The organism is Streptomyces sp. NPDC025273, assembly GCF_040638585.1.
GTDB lineage: Bacteria > Actinomycetota > Actinomycetes > Streptomycetales > Streptomycetaceae > Streptomyces > Streptomyces cinereorectus.
Genome location: NZ_JBEZYP010000021.1, coordinates 18,727 through 36,363, shown reverse-complemented (window position 1 = coordinate 36,363; position 17,637 = coordinate 18,727). Strand labels below are relative to the sequence as shown.

The 17,637-nt window shown below is 71.6% G+C and carries 11 protein-coding genes; 8 read left to right on the top strand and 3 right to left on the bottom strand.

Annotated elements, in window-relative coordinates:
• Positions 1 to 337 precede the first annotated feature (337 nt).
• Both AB0F38_RS27225 and AB0F38_RS27220 read left to right on the top strand, forming a co-directional pair.
• Positions 338 to 1,117, top strand: coding sequence for a phytanoyl-CoA dioxygenase family protein (locus AB0F38_RS27225; RefSeq protein WP_361898642.1), 780 nt, complete (start codon positions 338 to 340; stop codon positions 1,115 to 1,117).
• Positions 1,114 to 1,992: an enoyl-CoA hydratase/isomerase family protein gene (locus AB0F38_RS27220; protein WP_361898639.1), complete on the top strand. Its 879-nt coding sequence runs from the start codon at positions 1,114 to 1,116 to the stop codon at positions 1,990 to 1,992. The genes AB0F38_RS27225 and AB0F38_RS27220 overlap by 4 nt, the downstream gene beginning before the upstream one ends.
• Here AB0F38_RS27220 and AB0F38_RS27215 read toward each other — a convergent pair.
• Positions 1,968 to 2,654: a CoA pyrophosphatase gene (locus AB0F38_RS27215; protein WP_361898636.1), complete on the bottom strand. Its 687-nt coding sequence runs from the start codon at positions 2,652 to 2,654 to the stop codon at positions 1,968 to 1,970. The two genes, AB0F38_RS27220 and AB0F38_RS27215, sit on opposite strands and share 25 nt — an antisense overlap.
• Positions 2,655 to 2,799: 145 nt before the next feature.
• On the opposite strand from AB0F38_RS27215, the gene AB0F38_RS27210 reads away from it, so the two are divergent.
• Positions 2,800 to 3,975, top strand: coding sequence for a P1 family peptidase (locus AB0F38_RS27210; protein ID WP_361898633.1), 1,176 nt, complete (start codon positions 2,800 to 2,802; stop codon positions 3,973 to 3,975).
• Here AB0F38_RS27210 and AB0F38_RS27205 read toward each other — a convergent pair.
• The gene (locus tag AB0F38_RS27205; RefSeq protein ID WP_361898630.1) at positions 3,968 to 4,813 is read right to left on the bottom strand and encodes an MBL fold metallo-hydrolase; all 846 of its coding nucleotides are present in this window, start codon (positions 4,811 to 4,813) and stop codon (positions 3,968 to 3,970) included. The two genes, AB0F38_RS27210 and AB0F38_RS27205, sit on opposite strands and share 8 nt — an antisense overlap.
• 522 nt (positions 4,814 to 5,335) lie before the next feature.
• Here AB0F38_RS27205 and AB0F38_RS27200 point away from each other — a divergent pair.
• The 4 genes from AB0F38_RS27200 to AB0F38_RS27185 all read left to right on the top strand — a co-directional run bounded on the left by AB0F38_RS27200 (position 5,336) and on the right by AB0F38_RS27185 (position 9,776).
• Complete coding sequence (locus AB0F38_RS27200) at positions 5,336 to 6,181, top strand: arginase family protein (protein ID WP_361898757.1); 846 nt, start codon at positions 5,336 to 5,338, stop codon at positions 6,179 to 6,181.
• 738 nt (positions 6,182 to 6,919) lie between these two features.
• Positions 6,920 to 7,603: a response regulator transcription factor gene (locus AB0F38_RS27195; protein ID WP_361898627.1), complete on the top strand. Its 684-nt coding sequence runs from the start codon at positions 6,920 to 6,922 to the stop codon at positions 7,601 to 7,603.
• Positions 7,600 to 9,126 carry a HAMP domain-containing sensor histidine kinase gene (locus tag AB0F38_RS27190; RefSeq protein ID WP_361898624.1) on the top strand — a complete coding sequence of 509 codons (1,527 nt, stop codon included), beginning with the start codon at positions 7,600 to 7,602 and terminating at the stop codon, positions 9,124 to 9,126. Before AB0F38_RS27195 ends, AB0F38_RS27190 begins: the two co-directional genes overlap by 4 nt.
• Positions 9,123 to 9,776 (top strand): hypothetical protein, encoded by a 654-nt coding sequence (locus AB0F38_RS27185; RefSeq protein WP_361898621.1) that lies wholly within the window; start codon positions 9,123 to 9,125, stop codon positions 9,774 to 9,776. The genes AB0F38_RS27190 and AB0F38_RS27185 overlap by 4 nt, the downstream gene beginning before the upstream one ends.
• Before the next feature lie 315 nt (positions 9,777 to 10,091).
• Here AB0F38_RS27185 and AB0F38_RS27180 read toward each other — a convergent pair whose 3' ends face one another.
• Positions 10,092 to 13,442, bottom strand: coding sequence for a S8 family peptidase (locus AB0F38_RS27180; RefSeq protein WP_361898618.1), 3,351 nt, complete (start codon positions 13,440 to 13,442; stop codon positions 10,092 to 10,094).
• Between the two features lie 998 nt (positions 13,443 to 14,440).
• Here AB0F38_RS27180 and AB0F38_RS27175 point away from each other — a divergent pair.
• On the top strand, positions 14,441 to 17,530 hold the full coding sequence (locus tag AB0F38_RS27175) for a glycosyl hydrolase (RefSeq protein ID WP_361898615.1): 3,090 nt from the start codon (positions 14,441 to 14,443) through the stop codon (positions 17,528 to 17,530).
• The last annotated feature ends 107 nt before the right edge of the window (positions 17,531 to 17,637 follow it).

Below are 17,637 nucleotides of genomic sequence, written 5' to 3'. Positions count from 1 at the left end.
ACGTGGTGATGCCGTGCCTGCCCGCCCATGAGGAGGCGGGAGCGGTTCCGGAACGGCTCGCGTCGACGGGATCACCTGGGGCTTGCAAGCCGCAGTACAGGAGACACCGCACGTCGGAGCGGCGTCCAATGCCATTCGCGGGTCACCGCCGCCCGCCGGCGGCATGAGTGGTCCGGCCCGCGGGAGTCATGCCGTGGGCGCATCACGACGATGCCGTCTCGGCCTATGGGCCGGGGGCCGCCCCTGTGGCAGCATCGCTGCGGAGTCCGGCGGAACGGCCCGGCCGGCTCTCGTGCCGTACCACGACCGCCCGGCCCCTCCCGTCCCGAGGAGTGTCATGACCGCTTCCCACTTGCCCTCCGGCGCGGTGGAGCCGACGACCACCACGGATCCGGCAGCCGGTGAACGCGAGGTGTTCCGACGCGACGGAGTGGTCCGCTGGGACCACGTGCTGACACCCGGACAGGTGGCGGATCTCCGGGGAAGCGTGGAGCGGGCCTTCTTCGACGACGGCCGGCCGGCCGAGGGGGTCCGTGACCTGTCGGAGCGCAGGGGCAGACCGCTGGACCTGGCCCTGCTGCAGAAGGTGAACCTGTGGCAGTCCGACCCGGCCTGCGAGGCCCAGGTCCGCCGCCCCGACCTCTACCGGCGGGTGGAGCGCCTGCTCGGCGGACCGGTGCGCCTGTTCCGCGACCACTCCTTCTACAAGCCGGCCGGCAAGGGCGACCGCAGCCGTCTCGTCCTGCACCAGGACAACCGTTACTGGCACCTCACCCCGCCCGAGGCGGTCACCGTGTGGATGGCCCTGGACGACGCCACGCCGGAGAACGGCTGCGTCCACTACGTCCTCGGCAGCCACCGCTGGGGCCGGGTGGAACACACCCGGCCGGAGGAGGGCGCCGTTCTGGTCGAGGCGCGCAGCGAACAGGAACCCGTGGCCTACCCGGTGCCCGCGGGCAGCGCGCTGGTCCACCACGCCAACACCCTGCACGGTTCCGGGCCGAACCTCACCGACGGCCCCCGGCGCGCCTACGCCCTGGTCTTCGTCCGGGCGGACGCGTCCGTGCGCGGCGAGGCGATGACCGGGTGCCCGCTCGCGGCGGATCTCGCCCGGTGACCCCGGCGGAGGGGAAGGACCCGGCGTACGAGACGATCCTGCTGGACCGGGCCGACGGTGTCGCCTGGGTCACGCTCAACCGGCCCGAGCGGCTCAACGCCACCACCGAGCGGATGCACCACGAACTGCTGGACGCCTTCGCCCGGGTCGCCGAGGACGGCTCCAGCCGGGTGCTCGTCCTCACCGGTGCCGGTGACCGGGCCTTCTGCATAGGCAGCGACCTCGGCTTCCTCACCGAGGTCCTCGACGGCGAGGAGACCGACTCCGACCTGTTCGCCGCCTACCTGGAACGCCTCAACCGGGTCGTCTTCGCCCTGGAGCGCATGCCGGTGCCGACGATCGCGATGGTGCAGGCCAAGGCTCGGGCCAGCGGCTTCGAGATGGTCGTGGCCTGCGACTTCGTGCTGATCGCCGAGGAGGCCCGGATCGGCGACGTGCACACACCGTACGGTCACATGCCGGGTGCGGGCGCCACCCACCGCACCGTCCGGAAGATCGGCCTGCAGCCCGCGATGGAGCTGCTGATGACCGGCCGGTGGCTGTCGGCGGCCGAGGCCGTGGACAAGGGGCTGGCGCTGCGCGCGGTGCCGCGGGACCGGCTCCGCGAGGAGACCACCCTGTTCGCCCGCACTCTGGCCGATGTCCCGGGCGACTGCCTGCGGCATCTGAAGGCGGCGGTGATGGGCGGCCTCGGCCGCACCGTCGAGGAGGCCGTCGCAGTGGAGACGTCCGCGTACCTGGCGCTGCTGCGCTCGTCCTCGGGACCGGTCGACGGCTTCCGCGCGGGGCAGCGGGAACGGGCACTGCGGCGGGCCGGCCCCGGCGCGAACACCGCCGCCGCGCGTCCGGCTCAGGGCGGCGGTCCGCCTCCGTAGCGGCGCCGGGCGTCGGACAGGTCCTCGATCCGGCCGGCGTCCCAGGGCCGCTCCCAGCCGCCGAGGCGCAGCAGCCAGGCGGTGAGGGCGGCGGTGAACCCCCACACGAACAGGTTCCGGGCCAGGAACCCGGGGCTCAGATGGCCGTCCGGGAACCGGATGAGCAGCCGCGCTCCGGGGTCGGCGAGGTCCGCCAGGGGCACCCGGTGGACGGACACGATCTCCTCGCCGTCCCCTGCGATCCGGTCGCCCGCCCCCCACCAGCCGAGCACCGGAACGACCGAGAAGCCGCTGTGGGCGAGGTTCAGCGGGGCCAGCGCGCCGATGATCCGGACGCCCGACGGGTCCAGCCCGGTCTCCTCACACGTCTCGCGCAGCGCGGTGCGCACGGGGCCGCCGTCGCCGGGGGCTGAGGAGCCACCGGGGAAGCACACCTGGCCGGGGTGGTCCCGCAGGGCTCCGGAACGCCGCAGGAAGAGCAGGTCCGGGCGCCGGCCGGCGGTGCCGAAGAGCACCAGGACGGCGGAGCCCCGTGCGTGGACGGGCACCGGCCCCGCGTACCGCGTGAGCTCCGGCGGGAGGTCCCCGGAGGCCTTCCGGCCCAGGCCGGTCAGCCAGGGCGGCACGGCGGCGCCGGGTCCGTCCGTCAGGTCGTCAGCCACGAGCGACAAGCGTAGGGAACACCGGGTCCGGCCGGAAGGGCCTGCGGGAATCAGCGTCCCTTCCGGCGGGCCGGGAGGATCATACGGGCGGGACGGCGGTGCGAACCTGCGCCGTCGAGGCAGGCGAGAGAACAGAGGGCAGAGGATGAGTGGGATGCGGACACCCGGGCCGGCACCGCGCACCGGACCGCGGAACGCGTTGACGGACGTGGCCGGGATCCGGGTCGGGCACGCCGCGCGCACCGGTGACGGCTGGCTGACCGGCGTCACCGCGGTCCTCGCCCCGGAGGGCGGAGTGGTCGCGGCGGTCGACGTACGCGGCGGCGGACCGGGGACCCGGGAGACCGACGCCCTGGATCCGCGCAACCTGGTGGCGCGTATCGACGCGGTGGTGCTGACCGGTGGCAGTGCCTTCGGCCTTGAGGCGGCGGCCGGTGCGGCGGCCTGGCTGGAGGAACGGGGCCGCGGTTTCCGGGTGGGCGCCGGCCCGACCCAGGTGGTGCCGGTCGTGCCCGCCGCCGCCCTGTTCGACCTGGGGCGCGGCGGTCTCTGGACGGCCCGGCCGGGGGCGGCGCTGGGGAGGGAGGCCGTCGTGGAGGCGGACCGCGCCGGTGAGGGCGGGCCCGTCCTCCAGGGCTGCGCGGGGGCCGGCACGGGCGCGGTGGCCGGCGGCATGAAGGGCGGCATCGGCACGGCGAGCGTCGTCCTGCCGTCCGGGGCGACCGTCGCGGCCCTGGCCGCGGTCAACGCGTCCGGCTCGCTCCTGGACCCGGCCACCGGTGCCTTGTACGGGGCCTGGACGGAGGTGGGCGGCGAGTTCGGGGCCCGCGGGCTGCGCGCCCCGTTCCCGGACGCCGCGGTGCACGACCGGGCACGGGAACGTCTGGCCGCCGCGCGCGAGGAGAGCCGGCGGCGGCAGGTCGACGAGGTACGGCAGCTGAACACGACCTTGGCCGTCGTGGCGACCGACGCCGCCCTCAGCCGCGCACAGGCGCAGAAGCTGGCGGGCACCGCGCACGACGGCCTGGCCCGGGCGATCCGGCCGGTCCACCTGCTGACCGACGGCGACACCGTGTTCGCGCTGTCGACCGGCCGGCTGCCTCTGGCCGGCGACGAGGACGGCACCGCGGACCGTACCGGCTGGCGGGCCCACACCGAGGTGACGGCGGCCAACGAGATCCTCGCGGCGGGTGCCGACGTGGTCTCCCGGGCCGTGGTGCACGCGGCGCTGGCCGCCCGGACCACCGACACTCCCGGCGGTCTCTTCCCTTCCTACCTGGACCTGTACGGCACGCCGGCGGACGGCACCCCACTCAGGTGAGTAAGGCGTCCACGTCCATGGCCTCCAGGTGACGTGGGGCCACGACGTGCGAGCCGGGCCCGGCCGCCGCCAGTCGACGTACCGACGACTCGGCGGTGGTGGCCGCCAGGAGGCCGGGCGGGCCCGTCAGCGGGGTGACCATGTCGTCGTGGTGACAGGCGATCAGCACCCGCGGGTTTCCGATGGCTGCGAGGAGCCGCCCGGGGTAGCGGTGGACCGCTGCGGTCGTGGTCATCGGTACCGCCGCCACGTCCGGGCGGATCCCGGCGATCTCCCGTTCCGCGAAATTGCTCGCCCCCATGAGCAGGATCGACGGCCCGCCCACGACGGACACCTGGTACGCGAGCGTGTCACCCTCGACGAGGTCGCCCAGTACTGAGGGCCGGGGCGGCGGGACCAGCCGGTGGCCGGGGGCGAAGTAGCCGTAGTCGGGGCGCCGGCTGTGCAGGCTGCGGAACACCTCGACCGTGTACCCGTCGAACCGGAGGTGTTCCCCGCCCCCGACCAGGACGGCGTCCGCGAGCCGCCGCCGCGGGGTGCCCATGGCCGCGAGCAGGCTGGACACCGTCGCGTCGCACAGCACCCGGATGCGTGAGTGCCGCCAGTCCGGCCGGGCGAGGAGCTGCGGGACGTCGGCCATGTGGTCGAAGTGCCCGTGGCTCACCAGGATCAGCTCGGGGGCGCCGGTGAGATGCCGTGACGTGACGGCCTCGACCGCCTCGTGGTCGAGCCGCAGCGGGATGCCGTGCTCCGCCACGCCCTGGGCGTCCGTGAAGGGCATGCGGCTCAGATAGGGGTCGAACAGGATGCTCCGCCTGCGGTGCCCTCGGCCGATCACGATTTCCCACCCGCTGACGCCGAGCCAGCGCAACCGGACACGGCCGGCGGAGGGGCCGCGCCGACGGCCCGCGGGTGGTCGTGCGGCCGGGCCCGCTCCCGTGAAGGCGGCATTCGGTGCCGCCCGCGGGCCCTTCAGAGCCGTACGCCTTTGCGCCATCGTCTCCCCACACGTTTCGTACACCAGGAGTCGCGAACACGTTACCGTCCGCGACGGGGCCGGTTCCCGGTCCGGATGGCGGGCGTGTCGCGGGGGAGGGGCGCGGAAGGGGCGAGGCCTTCCCGCCCGAACGACCCGCGGCCGTCCGGGTCTTCGCCGTTCAGGGGGGAGAGCGTGTCTTTGCGGTCCCGCGGGGGAGAGAGCGGGGAGAGCCGTCCCGGGCACAGTGGCCGGAGGCCGCCCCGACCGTCCCAGGGCGGTCCGTCCGCCCGCTGCCGACAGCGCGCCGAACCGGGGAGGAAACTTCCGACCGTGGAGCGCATCGCCCCGCCCGCGCGCTCCCGCGCGCGGCCCCTCACGTTCATGCGGCTGCCGCTCGACCAGGATCCGACGGCCCGTGACCTCGTGGTTCTCGGTGTGCCGTACGACGATTCGGGCCGCTGCCCCGGCACTCGCCTGGGGCCGGGTGCCGTTCGGGACGTGTCCGCCCTCGCGCACGTTCCCGGCGGGGACCGTGGCCCGGGCACCTTCGACCTCGTCGACTGTGTGGACGGCGGGGACGTCGACCTGACGCCCTGGGCCTCCGGCGCCGTGCCCGAGGTCCTGTACAAGCGTCTGTCCCACCTGCTCGCAGGCAATGCCGCCGTCCTGCTGCTCGGCGGTGGCCGGTCGCTGACCGTGGCGGCGCTGCGCGCCGTGGCCGAGAGGCACGGTCCTGTCGCCCTTCTCCACCTGGCCGCGGACCCCGTGGGGTCGCACCCCCAGGGCGATTTCCTGCACCAGGCGGTCGAGGAACACCTCGTCGACCCGTCCGCGGTGGTCCGGATCGGCCTGCGCGGTGCCGGTGCCCCCGGCCGTGCCCAGGGAGGAGTGATGCTGGACGTCGGCCGGTTCGGCCGACTGGGCGTCAGGGGTGCCGCCGGAGTCGTCCGGCACCGGATCGGCCGACGGCCCGTCTACGTCTCGGTGGCCGTCGACGTCGCCGACCCGGCCTTCGCTCCCGGTACCGGCACTCGAGTGCCGGGCGGGCTCACCTCACGGGAGGTTCTCGGGTTGTTGCGTTGCGTCGGAGACCTGTGCCCGGTCGGGTTCGAGGTGATGGGGGTGTCTCCGCCGCAGGACAGGTCCGGGATCACCGCCGCGCTGGCCTCGGAGATCGGCGGCGAACTGATCCACCAGTACGCCCGGGCGCAGCGCATTCCGATGTGAGCGAGATGCGATGGCCCGAGGGGCCGGGGCGGGCGCTGTGCCTGGCTTCTTCCGACGCCGGAGCCGGGCGGGATGACCGCGTTCCGTGCGTCGGTGCCGATGCCTCCGAGTGACCCGGCCTGCCGAGCGGCCTGTGCCCGACTCTCCGTCGACGAGGAATCGGTGCGTACTCCCGGCTCGGCTCGGCCTCAGGAGGTGACGAACCCCGTACACACGCGGCACGTCTGACCGTCCGTCATCACCTCGCGCGCCTGGGAGGATGAGGAGGTACCGCTGTCTCACCTCCTGGAGGACGACCATGATCCGTCGCCACCTCATGCCCCTGGCCGGAGGTCCCGCCGGCCCCGCGCACCGGGCGGGACGGCGCCGGGCGGTGCGGCAGGGCGCTGCTCCCTGCGCCGAGGGCGGGTCGCGCCGGTCGGCCGTCGTCCGCGCCGGCGTGCTCGGTCGCCGCGGCTGCGGCCGCCGTACCGGGGCACCTGGTGGCGCGCCGGGCGGAGCCGGGAGGGCGGTTCGCCGGAACCGCCGCCACCGCGACGGCGCGGCCCCCGCGGCTGACCGCGCCGGACGGGCTGCTGAGCCGGACAGGTCCGCACCGGCACTGGCGACGCGGACCGCCTGCTGACCGGTAGCGCCCAGGCGATCACGGCCGCGGTCATGCGATCCTCGGTTCCGTCCCCGCCGCTCGGTCGCGAACCCCTTACGACCCCCGTTCCCCACGACCCCGGAGACACCGCCATGCCACGCGTCCTCCTCGTCGAAGACGACCCCTCCGTGCGCGAGGGCGTCGAGATCGGGCTGCGCCGGCGCGGGCACGAGGTCCTCGCCGTCGCGACCGGCGAGGCCGGTCTGGAGGCCCTGCGTGCCTTTCGCCCCGATCTCCTGCTGCTCGACCTGATGCTGCCCGCCATGAGCGGCGTCCAGGTGTGTTGCCGGGTGCGCGAGACGAGCCAGTTGCCGATCATCATGCTGACCGCGCGCGGCGACGACATCGACATCGTCGTCGGCCTGGAGGCGGGTGCGGACGACTACATCGTCAAGCCCGCCCGCACCGAGGTCATCGAGGCCCGCATACGTGCCGTGCTGCGCAGCATCGAAGGCCCGATCGACGCGAGGCCCGCCGTCGAGCACCACGGCGAACTCGCCGTCGACCGCGCCGGTCACACCGTCCTCAAGTCGGGCGACAGCGTGGCCCTCGCGCCCTCCGAACTGAAGCTGCTGCTGTACCTGTCCGCGGTACCGGAGCAGGTCTTCAGCCGGCAGCGGCTCCTGGAGGAGGTCTGGGAGCACAGCTACCACAGTGACGTCCGTCTGGTGGACGCCTGTGTGCGCCGGCTACGCGCCAAGATCGAGGATCCGTCGCGCGGTCCTCGCTACATCCAGACCCTGCGGGGCTTCGGCTACCGCTTCGGTCCGATATGAGGATGCCCGGAGCGACCGCCGCGTTCGGGCTGCGCACCCGGCTGGTGATCGCGTTCCTGCTGGTGGCCGCTGTCAGTGCCGCCACGACCGCCGCGTTGACCTACCGGGAGGCGCGCAGCGCGGTCCTCGTGCGTGCACAGGACACGGCCGTCGCCTCGTTCCGTGAGGAGGTCGAGCGGTTCGTCCCCAGCCTGCCCCTCGATCCGGATTCGCTGCGGTCGTACCTCTACGACATCGCGGCGCGTGCCAAACCCCATCCGTGGATCGTCTTCGCCGAGTACGGCTCGTTGCGCGCCTCCTCAGGTGACCGGCCCGTCTCCGGTGTTCTGACCGCGGAGCTGCGCCGCACCGCGCTCACTTCGCCGCACGGAAGCTTCGAGCGGGTCGTCAAGGACGGGAGCGCGTATCTGACGATCGGGATGCCGGTGATGACCCGCGTCGTCGCCGGCGGCGACGCGGTGCCCAGTGGCCTGGTGCTCTTCGCCGTGATGCCCATGACCAACGAGGAGGTGGACATCGACGCACTGGTGACCGCTGCCCGCGACGGCGCGCTGCCCGGGCTGGCCGTGGCCCTGGTGCCCGCACTGCTCGCGGCCCGCAGCGTGCTACGCCCCGTCCGTGAACTGCGGCGTGCCGCACACTCCATGGGGGGTGGGCAGCTTGACACGCGTATCCCCGTACAGGGCCGGGACGAAATGGCCGACCTGGCCAGGACGTTCAACGAGTCGGCAGCCCGACTCGAACGCTCCGTCCAGGAGTTGCGGGACGCGGGGGCGCGGGCCCGGCGCTTCGCCTCGGACGTCTCGCACGAGTTGCGCACCCCGCTCGCCGGTATGCTCGCCGTCACGGACGTGGTGGACGAGGACGCCGAGACGCTCGCCCCGGACACCGCTCGTGCGGTGCGCCTGATCAGCGCGGAGACCGGCAAACTGGCCGTGCTGGTGGAGGATCTGATGGAGATCTCCCGCTTCGACGCCCGCGCGGCGGAGCTCAACGCCGACGAGGTGGATGCGGCGGAAGCCGTGCGCAGCACCCTGTCCGGCAGGCGGTGGCTCGGCCGGGTCCGGGCGGAACTGCCCGACGGCCTCCGTATCCGCCTGGACCCTCGCCGCTTCGACGTCATCGTGGCCAACCTGGTCGGCAACGCCCTTCGCCACGGTGCGGAACCGGTCACTGTGCGACTGTCGGCACGCGGGGATGCGCTGATCACCGAGGTGCGCGACAGCGGCCCCGGGATCGCGCCGGACGCGCTGCCGCACATCTTCGACCGCTTCTACAAGGCGGACGCCGCACGTTCCCGCTCCTCGGGCAGCGGTCTCGGGCTCGCCATCACCGCGGAGAACGTACAGCTGCACGGCGGCACGATCCGCGCGGAGGACGCGCCCGGTGGTGGCGCGCTGTTCACCGTGGAGCTGCCCTTCGACGGGCCCGCGTCCGGCAGCGACGGGGCGGACGGTCCGTGGTCCGCGCACGGGGACACGGGGCCGGCGGACAGCCGCGACCGGACGGAGGCCACCGCATGAGGAGGCCGGCGTTCCGTGTGGTCCTGCTCGCCGCGTTGCTCGTGCTCGCCGGGGGACCGGTCGCAGGCTGCGGTATCCAGGAGACGGCCGTGATCGAGGCCGGCAGCCCGGCTGTCGCCGATCTGCTCCCCCCGCGCGAGGGACGTGTGCTGTTGTTCTTCTTCTCCCCCGCCAACGAACTGCTGCCCGTGCCACGGACCGTCGATTCACCGTGGCCGAACGGGGTCGCGGGCTCCGTCGGGCCGGATGACTCCTCGGCCCGCCCGGACGAGTCGCACCGGCGGGACGGCGTCGGCGGTTCGCCCCCGGTGAGTGGGGAGATGAGCGAGTCCCGCCCGCCGATCGCGGCCGTCACCGCCCTGCTCGCCGGGCCGGACAAGGCCGAACGGCGGGCCGGGTTCCGCAGTGCTCCCTCGCTGCCCCGTGCGGCATCCGTCGCGGACCGGATCGTGACACGCGGCCGCACCGTCGACGTCGAGCTGCGCCTGCGGGTGACACGGCTGACCGCCCCTGCCCGCGACCAGCTCGTCTGCACGGCCGCGTACGCGGCGCATGCGCAGGGGGCCGTGTCCGTGAGCCTGGTCGGCCAGGAAGGGCGCCTCGCCCCGGCCGAGTGTCCCGTTCGCCCGGTCCCCGTGCCGGCACGCTGAGCCGTGGCCGAGGCGTGGGCACGGCTGATCACCGGGCGGAGAGGCCAATTCCCCGGGTACGCCGCCGGGTTGCCGCCGACCGCGCCGGCCCGGGTGGTGCCCGGCCGTTCCGACGGACCTGGGGCGGCCCGCGGATACCCGGCGGGACCCGGCCCGGCAGGATCGAGGCTTCCTGGCGGGACCCGCACGGGAAGCGAGCGGCCCGCCGGAACCTTGTTCCGGCGGGCCGCTCCCGTCAACGCACCCGGGGCCGTGTCCCGCCCGTCGGGGTCTCACCCGGTCGTGCGCCCCCGTGGGTTACCGCCCCATGGTGTCTCACCTGCCGAAGAAGGCGTCGTGGATCGTGACCGTCGACCGGTTGTCATCCTTGTCGGTGACGAGCGCCTTCAGCGAGATCGCCTTGCCCTTCTCCGGGGCGCGTACCGTGATCTTGTCGTCACTGACCGGGACGGGCAGCCACTGCGTGCCGTCGTACGACACTAGGACGTGCAGGGACTTCAGGTTGCCGCCGGCCGCCGCGCCCTGCACCTCGACGGGGACGGTCTGCTTGCCGCCTGCCGGAACGGTGGAGTCCAGCGCGAGCTGCGGCAGGAAGCGGACCGTGGAGACCGGGAGCACGGTCGGGCTCGCGGTGCGGGCCGAGTCGAAGGTCCACGAGGCGTCGATCCGGGTCCCGGTGCGGTTGAACGTCGGGTTCCGGTGAATCGTGGTCGCCACCGTGTACGCGGCGGAGTCCGACGGCAGCGTGAAGGGCTCCTGGTCGATGGCGGCGTCCTTCTGCGTGTACAGCCGGCCGTTGCGGTGGATGGTGGTGCTCGCACCGGAATACTCGGCGAACCCGGAATGGCCCGACCCGTCACTGACCAGAGGCAACGCGCCGTAGATGTCGTCGCCGTCGCGCACGATTCCGTCGTTCGCCTTCATCCGCGGCCCCAGTACACCGACATTGAAGCTCTCGGTGTACGTCGCCCCCGCCGTGAACCGCTGCGGCCCGTCGAGCTCGTATGCCGAGTCGAAGCTCCGGTAGCCCGCCGGGTCCGCCTCGCCCAGTACACCCGCGACGATGTTCCAGGCGGCCCCGTCGGCCGTGGACAGATACACATTGCGCGTTCCGGGTGCCGACTGCACGGAGTAGGGCGCCTCGACGCCGCCTCCGTAGTCCAGTACGCCGTGCGCGGCGAGGGCACCCTCGAGGCCGGGTACGGACGACCCGATCCTCGCCTTCACCAGGGCCATGTCCTTGAGCGTGTAGGTCTTGCTGTATCCGGTGGCCAGCTCCTGGACCGGGCCACCGGTGAGGACGTTGTACTCGGTGGTGCCCCGCTCCCAGTTGGCGGACCACTGCTGGGCGAGGGAGTCGTCGGCCATCCTGGGACCCTGGTACGCGGTGCGCAGGTTGTCGAAGCTGCTGAACTCGCCCCCTTCGATGATGAAGGTCTCGGGTGTGCTCAGGGTGTACATCATTCCGGCGCGCGTGGGGCGCGCGGTCGCGTCCGGCACCTTGAAGTCCACGGGCCGGGTGGTCCGGGCATCGAGGGTGACCGTGGTGGGACCGGTCACCGAGAGCTGCGGATTGTTGATCAGATCGGCACCCTTGTGGGGGGCCGCGGGGTCGACCAGCATGTCGGCAGCGAGGCTGTAGGTGCCGCGCGGCAGCCGGACCGTGGTGGAGCCCGACGACAGATCCGGGAAGAACCGCAGGCCTGCGGCGGACTCGCGGTAGCCCTTCAGGTCGGCCTGCCAGGTGGTGCTGGACGCGCCGTCCCGTCCGATGGTCTTGAAGGTGACGTCGTAGGACTCGCTCTCCCGTTCCACCGCTGCCGCGGTGCGCACGGTCTGGCCACCTCCGGACGCGACGACCGTGGCCGAGTACGAGCCGTCGACCGTACCACCGAGCCGGGTGTCGGCCGTCAGATCCACGGCGGCGTCGCCGCCCGCCGGGACAGTGATCCGCTGCGCCCCGAGGGTGAAGAACCCTGCCGGGGCGGGCTTTCCGTCCCCGCCGGTGGGCGCCGCCAGCGACAGTTCCAAGGTCACGTCGGCGGTCCCGTTGTTCCGGTACCGCACCTGCTCGGTGACGGGTATGTCGTCGGTGTGGGGCCACTGCTGGGTGCCCAGACCGACCGAGCCCGGTTCGGAGACGAGCGTCTGGTCGATCGCCTCGTCCACGGTGAGCCGGCCCGCGCCCTGTTGGAAGACCGAGTGGGAGCCGTCCTTGGCCGAGGCGGTCAGGACAGCCTTGATCTGTGCGCCCGTCCAGGTGGGGTTCTTCTGCTTGAGGATCGCCGCGGCGCCCGCGACGTGCGGGGTCGCCATCGACGTGCCGCTCAGGCTGACGTATCCGGGAGGGTTCTGTCCCGAGGTGCCGGCCGCCGCGGCCGCCGTGATCTCCACGCCCGGCGCAGTGATGTCGGGCTTGACCGCGCCGTCACCGGTGCGGGGCCCGACGCTGGAGAAGTCGGCGATCAGATCGTCGTCGTCGACGGCGCCGACCGTCAGGGCCGCGTCGGCGCTGCCCGGCGACGCGACCGTGCCGCGCCCCGGCCCGCTGTTGCCCGCGGCCACCGCGAACAGGACGCCCTTCTCCGCGGAGACCTTGTTGACCTGGGCCTCCAGTGGGTCGATCCCCACGGTGTCGGTGCTGCCCAGGCTCATGTTGATGACATCGGCACCCTGGGCGACGGCCCAGTCGACCCCCGCGAGAATGCCGGAGTCGTCACCGACGCCCCGGTCGTCCAGCACCTTGGCATTGATCAACTGGGCCCCGGGCGCCACGCCTTTGAACCGGGCGTCCTTCGCCCCCGTACCGGCCGCGACGGAGGCCACGTGCGTGCCGTGTCCGACACGGTCCCGGGCGTCCGGAGAAGCACTGAAGTTCCGCTCCGCCACCACCCGGCCCGTCAGGTCCGGGTGGGTGGCGTCGATCCCGGTGTCCACGACGGCGATCTTCACACCGGCGCCGTCGTAGGAGCGGGCCCAGGCAGCCGGGGCGCCGATCCGGCCGGTGCTGCGGTCGAGCGACGCCTTCCGTACGCCGTCCAGCCAGATGCGCGTGATGCCTGAGGTCGTGGCCGCCGACCCGTCGCCCCGCTGACGGGTCAGGGCGTCCCACAGTGAGCCCGTGCTGTCGGTGGTGCCGGCACCGGCGCTGGTGACCGCATCGGCGTCGAGGGCCGACAGAGTCCGGCGGACGGTGGTGCCGTCGGAGGACCGCACCTCGGCGCGGGCGGACTTGGCCGCCGGTCCCCGGTAGCCGACGATCACCTTGAGCCCGGCCCGGTTGGCCTTGCGGGACTCCGGTCCGGCGAGTCCAGTGATGTCGAACAGCCGCTGGTCCAGCGTGCCGTCGGCGATCAGCCGCCGGGCGTCACGCGGCACCACATAGGTACGGCCGTCGTGGGTCCGGGTGAAGAAGGGCATGTCCTCGCGGCCCTTGGCCCGCTGGATACCGCCGACCCTGCCACGGGAGTCCACGTGGACCCGGTCGCCGGTGATCAATGTGACGGTGTGTACGGTCCTGCCGGCCGTCCCCAAGTCCTTTGCAGGCAACGGGGATACCGAGTCCGGACTGCTGGTCTTCGCCGATGCCGGGCCGGTCATGCCCGCCGTCAGGGCGACGGCGGCCGCAGCGGCGACGGCGTACGCCTTCTTTGATCGTTTACGCAAGATTGTCCCTGCTCAGGAGTGGATCGGGCGGGCGAGGGCCCGGCCCGCACGGGGACGCGTTCGGATGCGTGTACGACCCCGGGGTCCTGAAGTATTCCGGGGTCGCTCGAGCGCACTCAATGATCGTTGTGTAACAGCCGTTCGGGACGTTCGGGCTTACCCGGGAGGTCGTACGGCCGCGGGTGCCGGGCACATGCGGGCACACAGGCGCACAGGGCGGTCCAGGAGTGCTGCGGAGCGCGAAGCGGGCGTGCGGCCTGGACGACTACCAGGTCCGCCGGAATTCCGGCCGGCACCGCCCCACCACTCCGGCCTGGCCGCACACGCCCGTCTCACCGTCCTGCGGCCCGCCCGCCGGCCCGCCCGGACGCACCCGCGGCGACGGTGGGGGAGAGGTGACGCCTCGGTCGGGGGCGGCTTCGCCTCGCTCCGTGCGCGCCGGCGGTCCCTCCGGTCAATCCTCATGAAGAAGACATGAGAGCGCTCTCAGAATTGTTAGGAGAGCGTGCTCCACGGGTGGCGTGCGCGATCAGGTTTTGATGTGGTAATTACCTGGAACTCGCCGAAAACCGCGGGATTCGCAGGCCGCACGGCCTGTTCGGGCAGGCGGCGACCCGTCCCGACTCTCCGCCTTGTCGTCCTGCTCCTCGCGTCAGCATGGTCGCACCGTGGCGCGGTCTGCTGAGTGCGTTCCCAGGGCTCCTGCCCCTCGCCGGGCACGCTCCGTTCTTCTTTTTTCGTATGCAAATGTTGCCGTGCTGTCATCTGTCCTCTATCGATTGATTCTTGGCGCGTTCAGCGGTTCAGGCATCGAATGACTCATGTGCATACGCATAGACCAGGGGTGCGGGGTGCGCGAGCTCCGATCGAGATACCTGTCGGCAGGTGAGGGCCGGCCGGACACGGAGAGGTATGAGTCTTGACGTGAAGTATTGACCAGCTGTCTACACACCCCTACGTTGGCCCGTCTTGAGAGCGCTCTCAAAGAGAGGTTGCGCATGAAACCCCACAGATATCTGGCGCTGCTGTCCACGGCCACGCTGGTCGCGTCGGCTCTGGTCGCCACCGTCAGCACCGGTGTCGCCTCCGCAGCCACCATCGAGGTAGGAAAGGGGAGTTACAGCGACGTCCGCCCCGCGGGCCGCCAGGGTCCCTCGAACAACGGGGGCCAGGCGGTCAAACCGAAGGTCACACCTTCGATGGCCGACACGCCTGTGCCGACCAACGACTGGTGGTCCTCGCTCATCTTCCAGAGGTTCTCCAGCAACCCCTGGTCCGAGAACATGTACGGCCATCCGCTCACCTACAAGGCCGTTTCGGGAGGGCTTGAGGTCGGCTACCCCACCACCCATCAGATCGTGGGAGGAGGACGCCAGTACGAGTTCCCCCACAAGGCGGATCTGACGCTCGGCATGGCGGGCCTCAACTCGCCGGACGCCAAGGCCGACGGGTGGAGCGACTGGACCGTCAGCCCCTACTGGAACGACGGCGCACGCACCCTACGCGCGACCGTCGGGCACGGACTGCCTTACGTCTACGCGGAGGGAACCGGCGGCGCGGCGCAGATCAGCGCAGCAGCCCCGCCGACCGTCTTCGCGGATCAGGGCAATGTCCTCGGGATCACCATCGCCGGTCACCACTACGCTCTGTTCGCCCCCAGCGGCAGCGACTGGACCGTCTCGGGCAACGAGATCCGAGCCGGCCTCGGCGTCAAGGAGTACTTCTCCCTGGCGGTCCTGCCCAGCACGGGGGCCCTCGCCGACTACGAGAAATACGCCTTCAGTTTCGTGACCGGCTCCCAGGTCGACTGGGAGTACCTCGAGGGCGACGGCAAGGTGAAGGCCACCTACTCGCTCACCACCGAGGCCAAGGAGGGTACCGAGACAGGCACGCTGCAGGCGCTCTACCGCCATCAGTGGCTGCACACGACAGACCCCCTGACCGACTACAGCTACCTCTCGTCGCGCGGTGAGATGAAGGTCCGCGAAGGCACCTCCTTCACCACCGTCCAGAACGTCAACGGTGTGCTCCCGGGGCTCCCTGGTGCCGCGGGTGTCGACAAGGCAAAACTCAGGACCTACATCAACGACGTCCTGACCCAGGGGGACCCCCTCAGCGGCGCCATCGACACCTACTGGACCGGCAAGGCGCTGGGGAAGCTGGCCCAACTCGTCCCGATCGCCGACCAGATCGGTGACACCGCCGGCCGTGACAAGCTCCTCACCCTGATCGAGGGACGGATGGAGGAGTGGTTCACCGCCGGCGGACCCTCCGAGTTCTCCTACGACAAGGACTGGCGCACTCTTATCGGCTACCCGGCCTCGTACGGCAGCGACCAAGAGCTGAACGACCACCACTTCCACTACTCCTACTACGTGATGGCCGCGGCCGTCGTGGCGCAGTACAACCCCGCCTGGGCAGCGGACTCCGAGTGGGGCGGCATGGTCAAGGAGCTCATCAAGGACGCCGCCAACCCGGCCAGGGACGACACCAAATACCCGTTCCTGCGCGGTTTCGATGTCTACGCCGGCCACAGCTGGGCCGCCGGCCACGAGGCCTTCGCCGCCGGGAACAACCAGGAGTCCTCCTCCGAGTCCATCAATCTGAGTGCGGGCCTGATCATGTGGGGCTCGGCCATGGGTGACAAAGCGCTGCGGGACCAGGGCGTCTACATGATGATGACGGAGTCGGAGTCCATCGCGCAGTACTGGTTCGACGCCGACCAGCAGGTCTATCCGCAGGACTTCACCCACGACGTCGTCGGCATGGTGTGGAGCAGCGGCGGCGCCTACGCCACCTGGTGGACCGCCAACCCCGAGGAGATCCACGGGATCAACTTCCTGCCGATGACAGGCGGCTCCCTGCACCTGGCACGGGAGAAGGCCATGCTCCGTCGCAGCGTCGCGGAGATGGAAACGGAGAACGGCGGTCCGGCCGTGGAGTGGAAGGACATCTTCTGGCAGGTCCAGGCGCTGTACGACCCGGCGAAGGCCATGAGCTACTGGAACCAGTGGAACGGTGGCTACGTTCCCGAGGCCGGCGAGACCAAGGCCCACACCTACCACTGGGTCGCGACGATGAACTCCATCGGCGCACCGGACATGACGGTCACGGCCAACATGCCTTCGGCTGTGGTCTTCGACAAGAGCGGTACCAGGACGTATGCCGCACACAACTACAGCGCCGAGGAGTGCTCGGTGCTGTTCTCCGACGGCGGTGTGCTGAACGTGCCACCGGCTTCCACCGTCTCCGGAGCGGGCGACGACCCGAAGCTCGGGACGCTCTGCGGCACCGGCGGCGGTGGCGAGGAGCCGCCGGCCGACGAGAAGCCCACCGCACCCGGTACTCCCACTGTCGGCGACGTCACCGACACCTCGGTCACGCTGAGCTGGGGCGCCGCGACCGATGACAAGGGCGTCAAGAACTACGACGTGTTCCGGGGCACCACCAGGGTCGCCGCTGTTCCCGGCACCAGCTACACCGACTCCGGACTGACTCCCGGGACCGAGTACACCTACAGCGTCAAAGCTCGTGACACCGCCAACCAGGTAGGCCCGGCCAGTGGCACCGTGACCGCCACGACTACCGGAGACGCACCCCCGCCGTACGTCACGGGGGACACTTTCTACCTGCAGACGGGCGGCAAGCTCGCGACCTCGGCATCCCCGGCATCTTCGGACACCATCCCGTCGGCCGGTGGCACCAACAACGACGGAACTCCGAAGAACCCGCTGGTCTACGAGGTGAAGAACGTCAAGGGAACCCTGAAGCCGGGGTCCACCACGGCATTCACCTTCAAGGTAGATGCCGGGACTTCTGTCGGATATGCCCAGCAGGCCCGCGTGTCCTACGACCTGACCGGTGACGGCACGTTCGACCGTGTCGAGACGTTCCGCTACTTCGCCTCCGACCCCGTCCCCGGGTGGGAGGACTACTCCTCGGCGAGACAGGGTCTGCTCTCCGGTACGGGGACCCCGGGCGATCTGAACGGCGGCACCATCCGAGTCGAGGTCTGGAGCGCACTGGGCAACGGGCCGTCGACGGTCCAGGCCGGATCCGGCTCGGTTCTCACTGTCCCCTTCGGCTGAGCAGGAGTTCGGCTCCGCGGAACGCGTTGCCTGACTGCCGCACCACTGAGTGACCAGCGAAACCGATGACCGCAGGATCAGGAAACCCTGGTGCCGAGGACTGTCTC

Coding starts and splice junctions, on each gene's coding strand:
- AB0F38_RS27195 (WP_361898627.1), top strand. CDS start 6,920: ATGCCACGCGTCCTCCTCGTCGAAGACGACCCCTCCGTGCGCGAGGGC.
- AB0F38_RS27175 (WP_361898615.1), top strand. CDS start 14,441: ATGAAACCCCACAGATATCTGGCGCTGCTGTCCACGGCCACGCTGGTC.
- AB0F38_RS27225 (WP_361898642.1), top strand. CDS start 338: ATGACCGCTTCCCACTTGCCCTCCGGCGCGGTGGAGCCGACGACCACC.
- AB0F38_RS27185 (WP_361898621.1), top strand. CDS start 9,123: ATGAGGAGGCCGGCGTTCCGTGTGGTCCTGCTCGCCGCGTTGCTCGTG.
- AB0F38_RS27210 (WP_361898633.1), top strand. CDS start 2,800: ATGAGTGGGATGCGGACACCCGGGCCGGCACCGCGCACCGGACCGCGG.
- AB0F38_RS27200 (WP_361898757.1), top strand. CDS start 5,336: ATGCGGCTGCCGCTCGACCAGGATCCGACGGCCCGTGACCTCGTGGTT.
- AB0F38_RS27190 (WP_361898624.1), top strand. CDS start 7,600: ATGAGGATGCCCGGAGCGACCGCCGCGTTCGGGCTGCGCACCCGGCTG.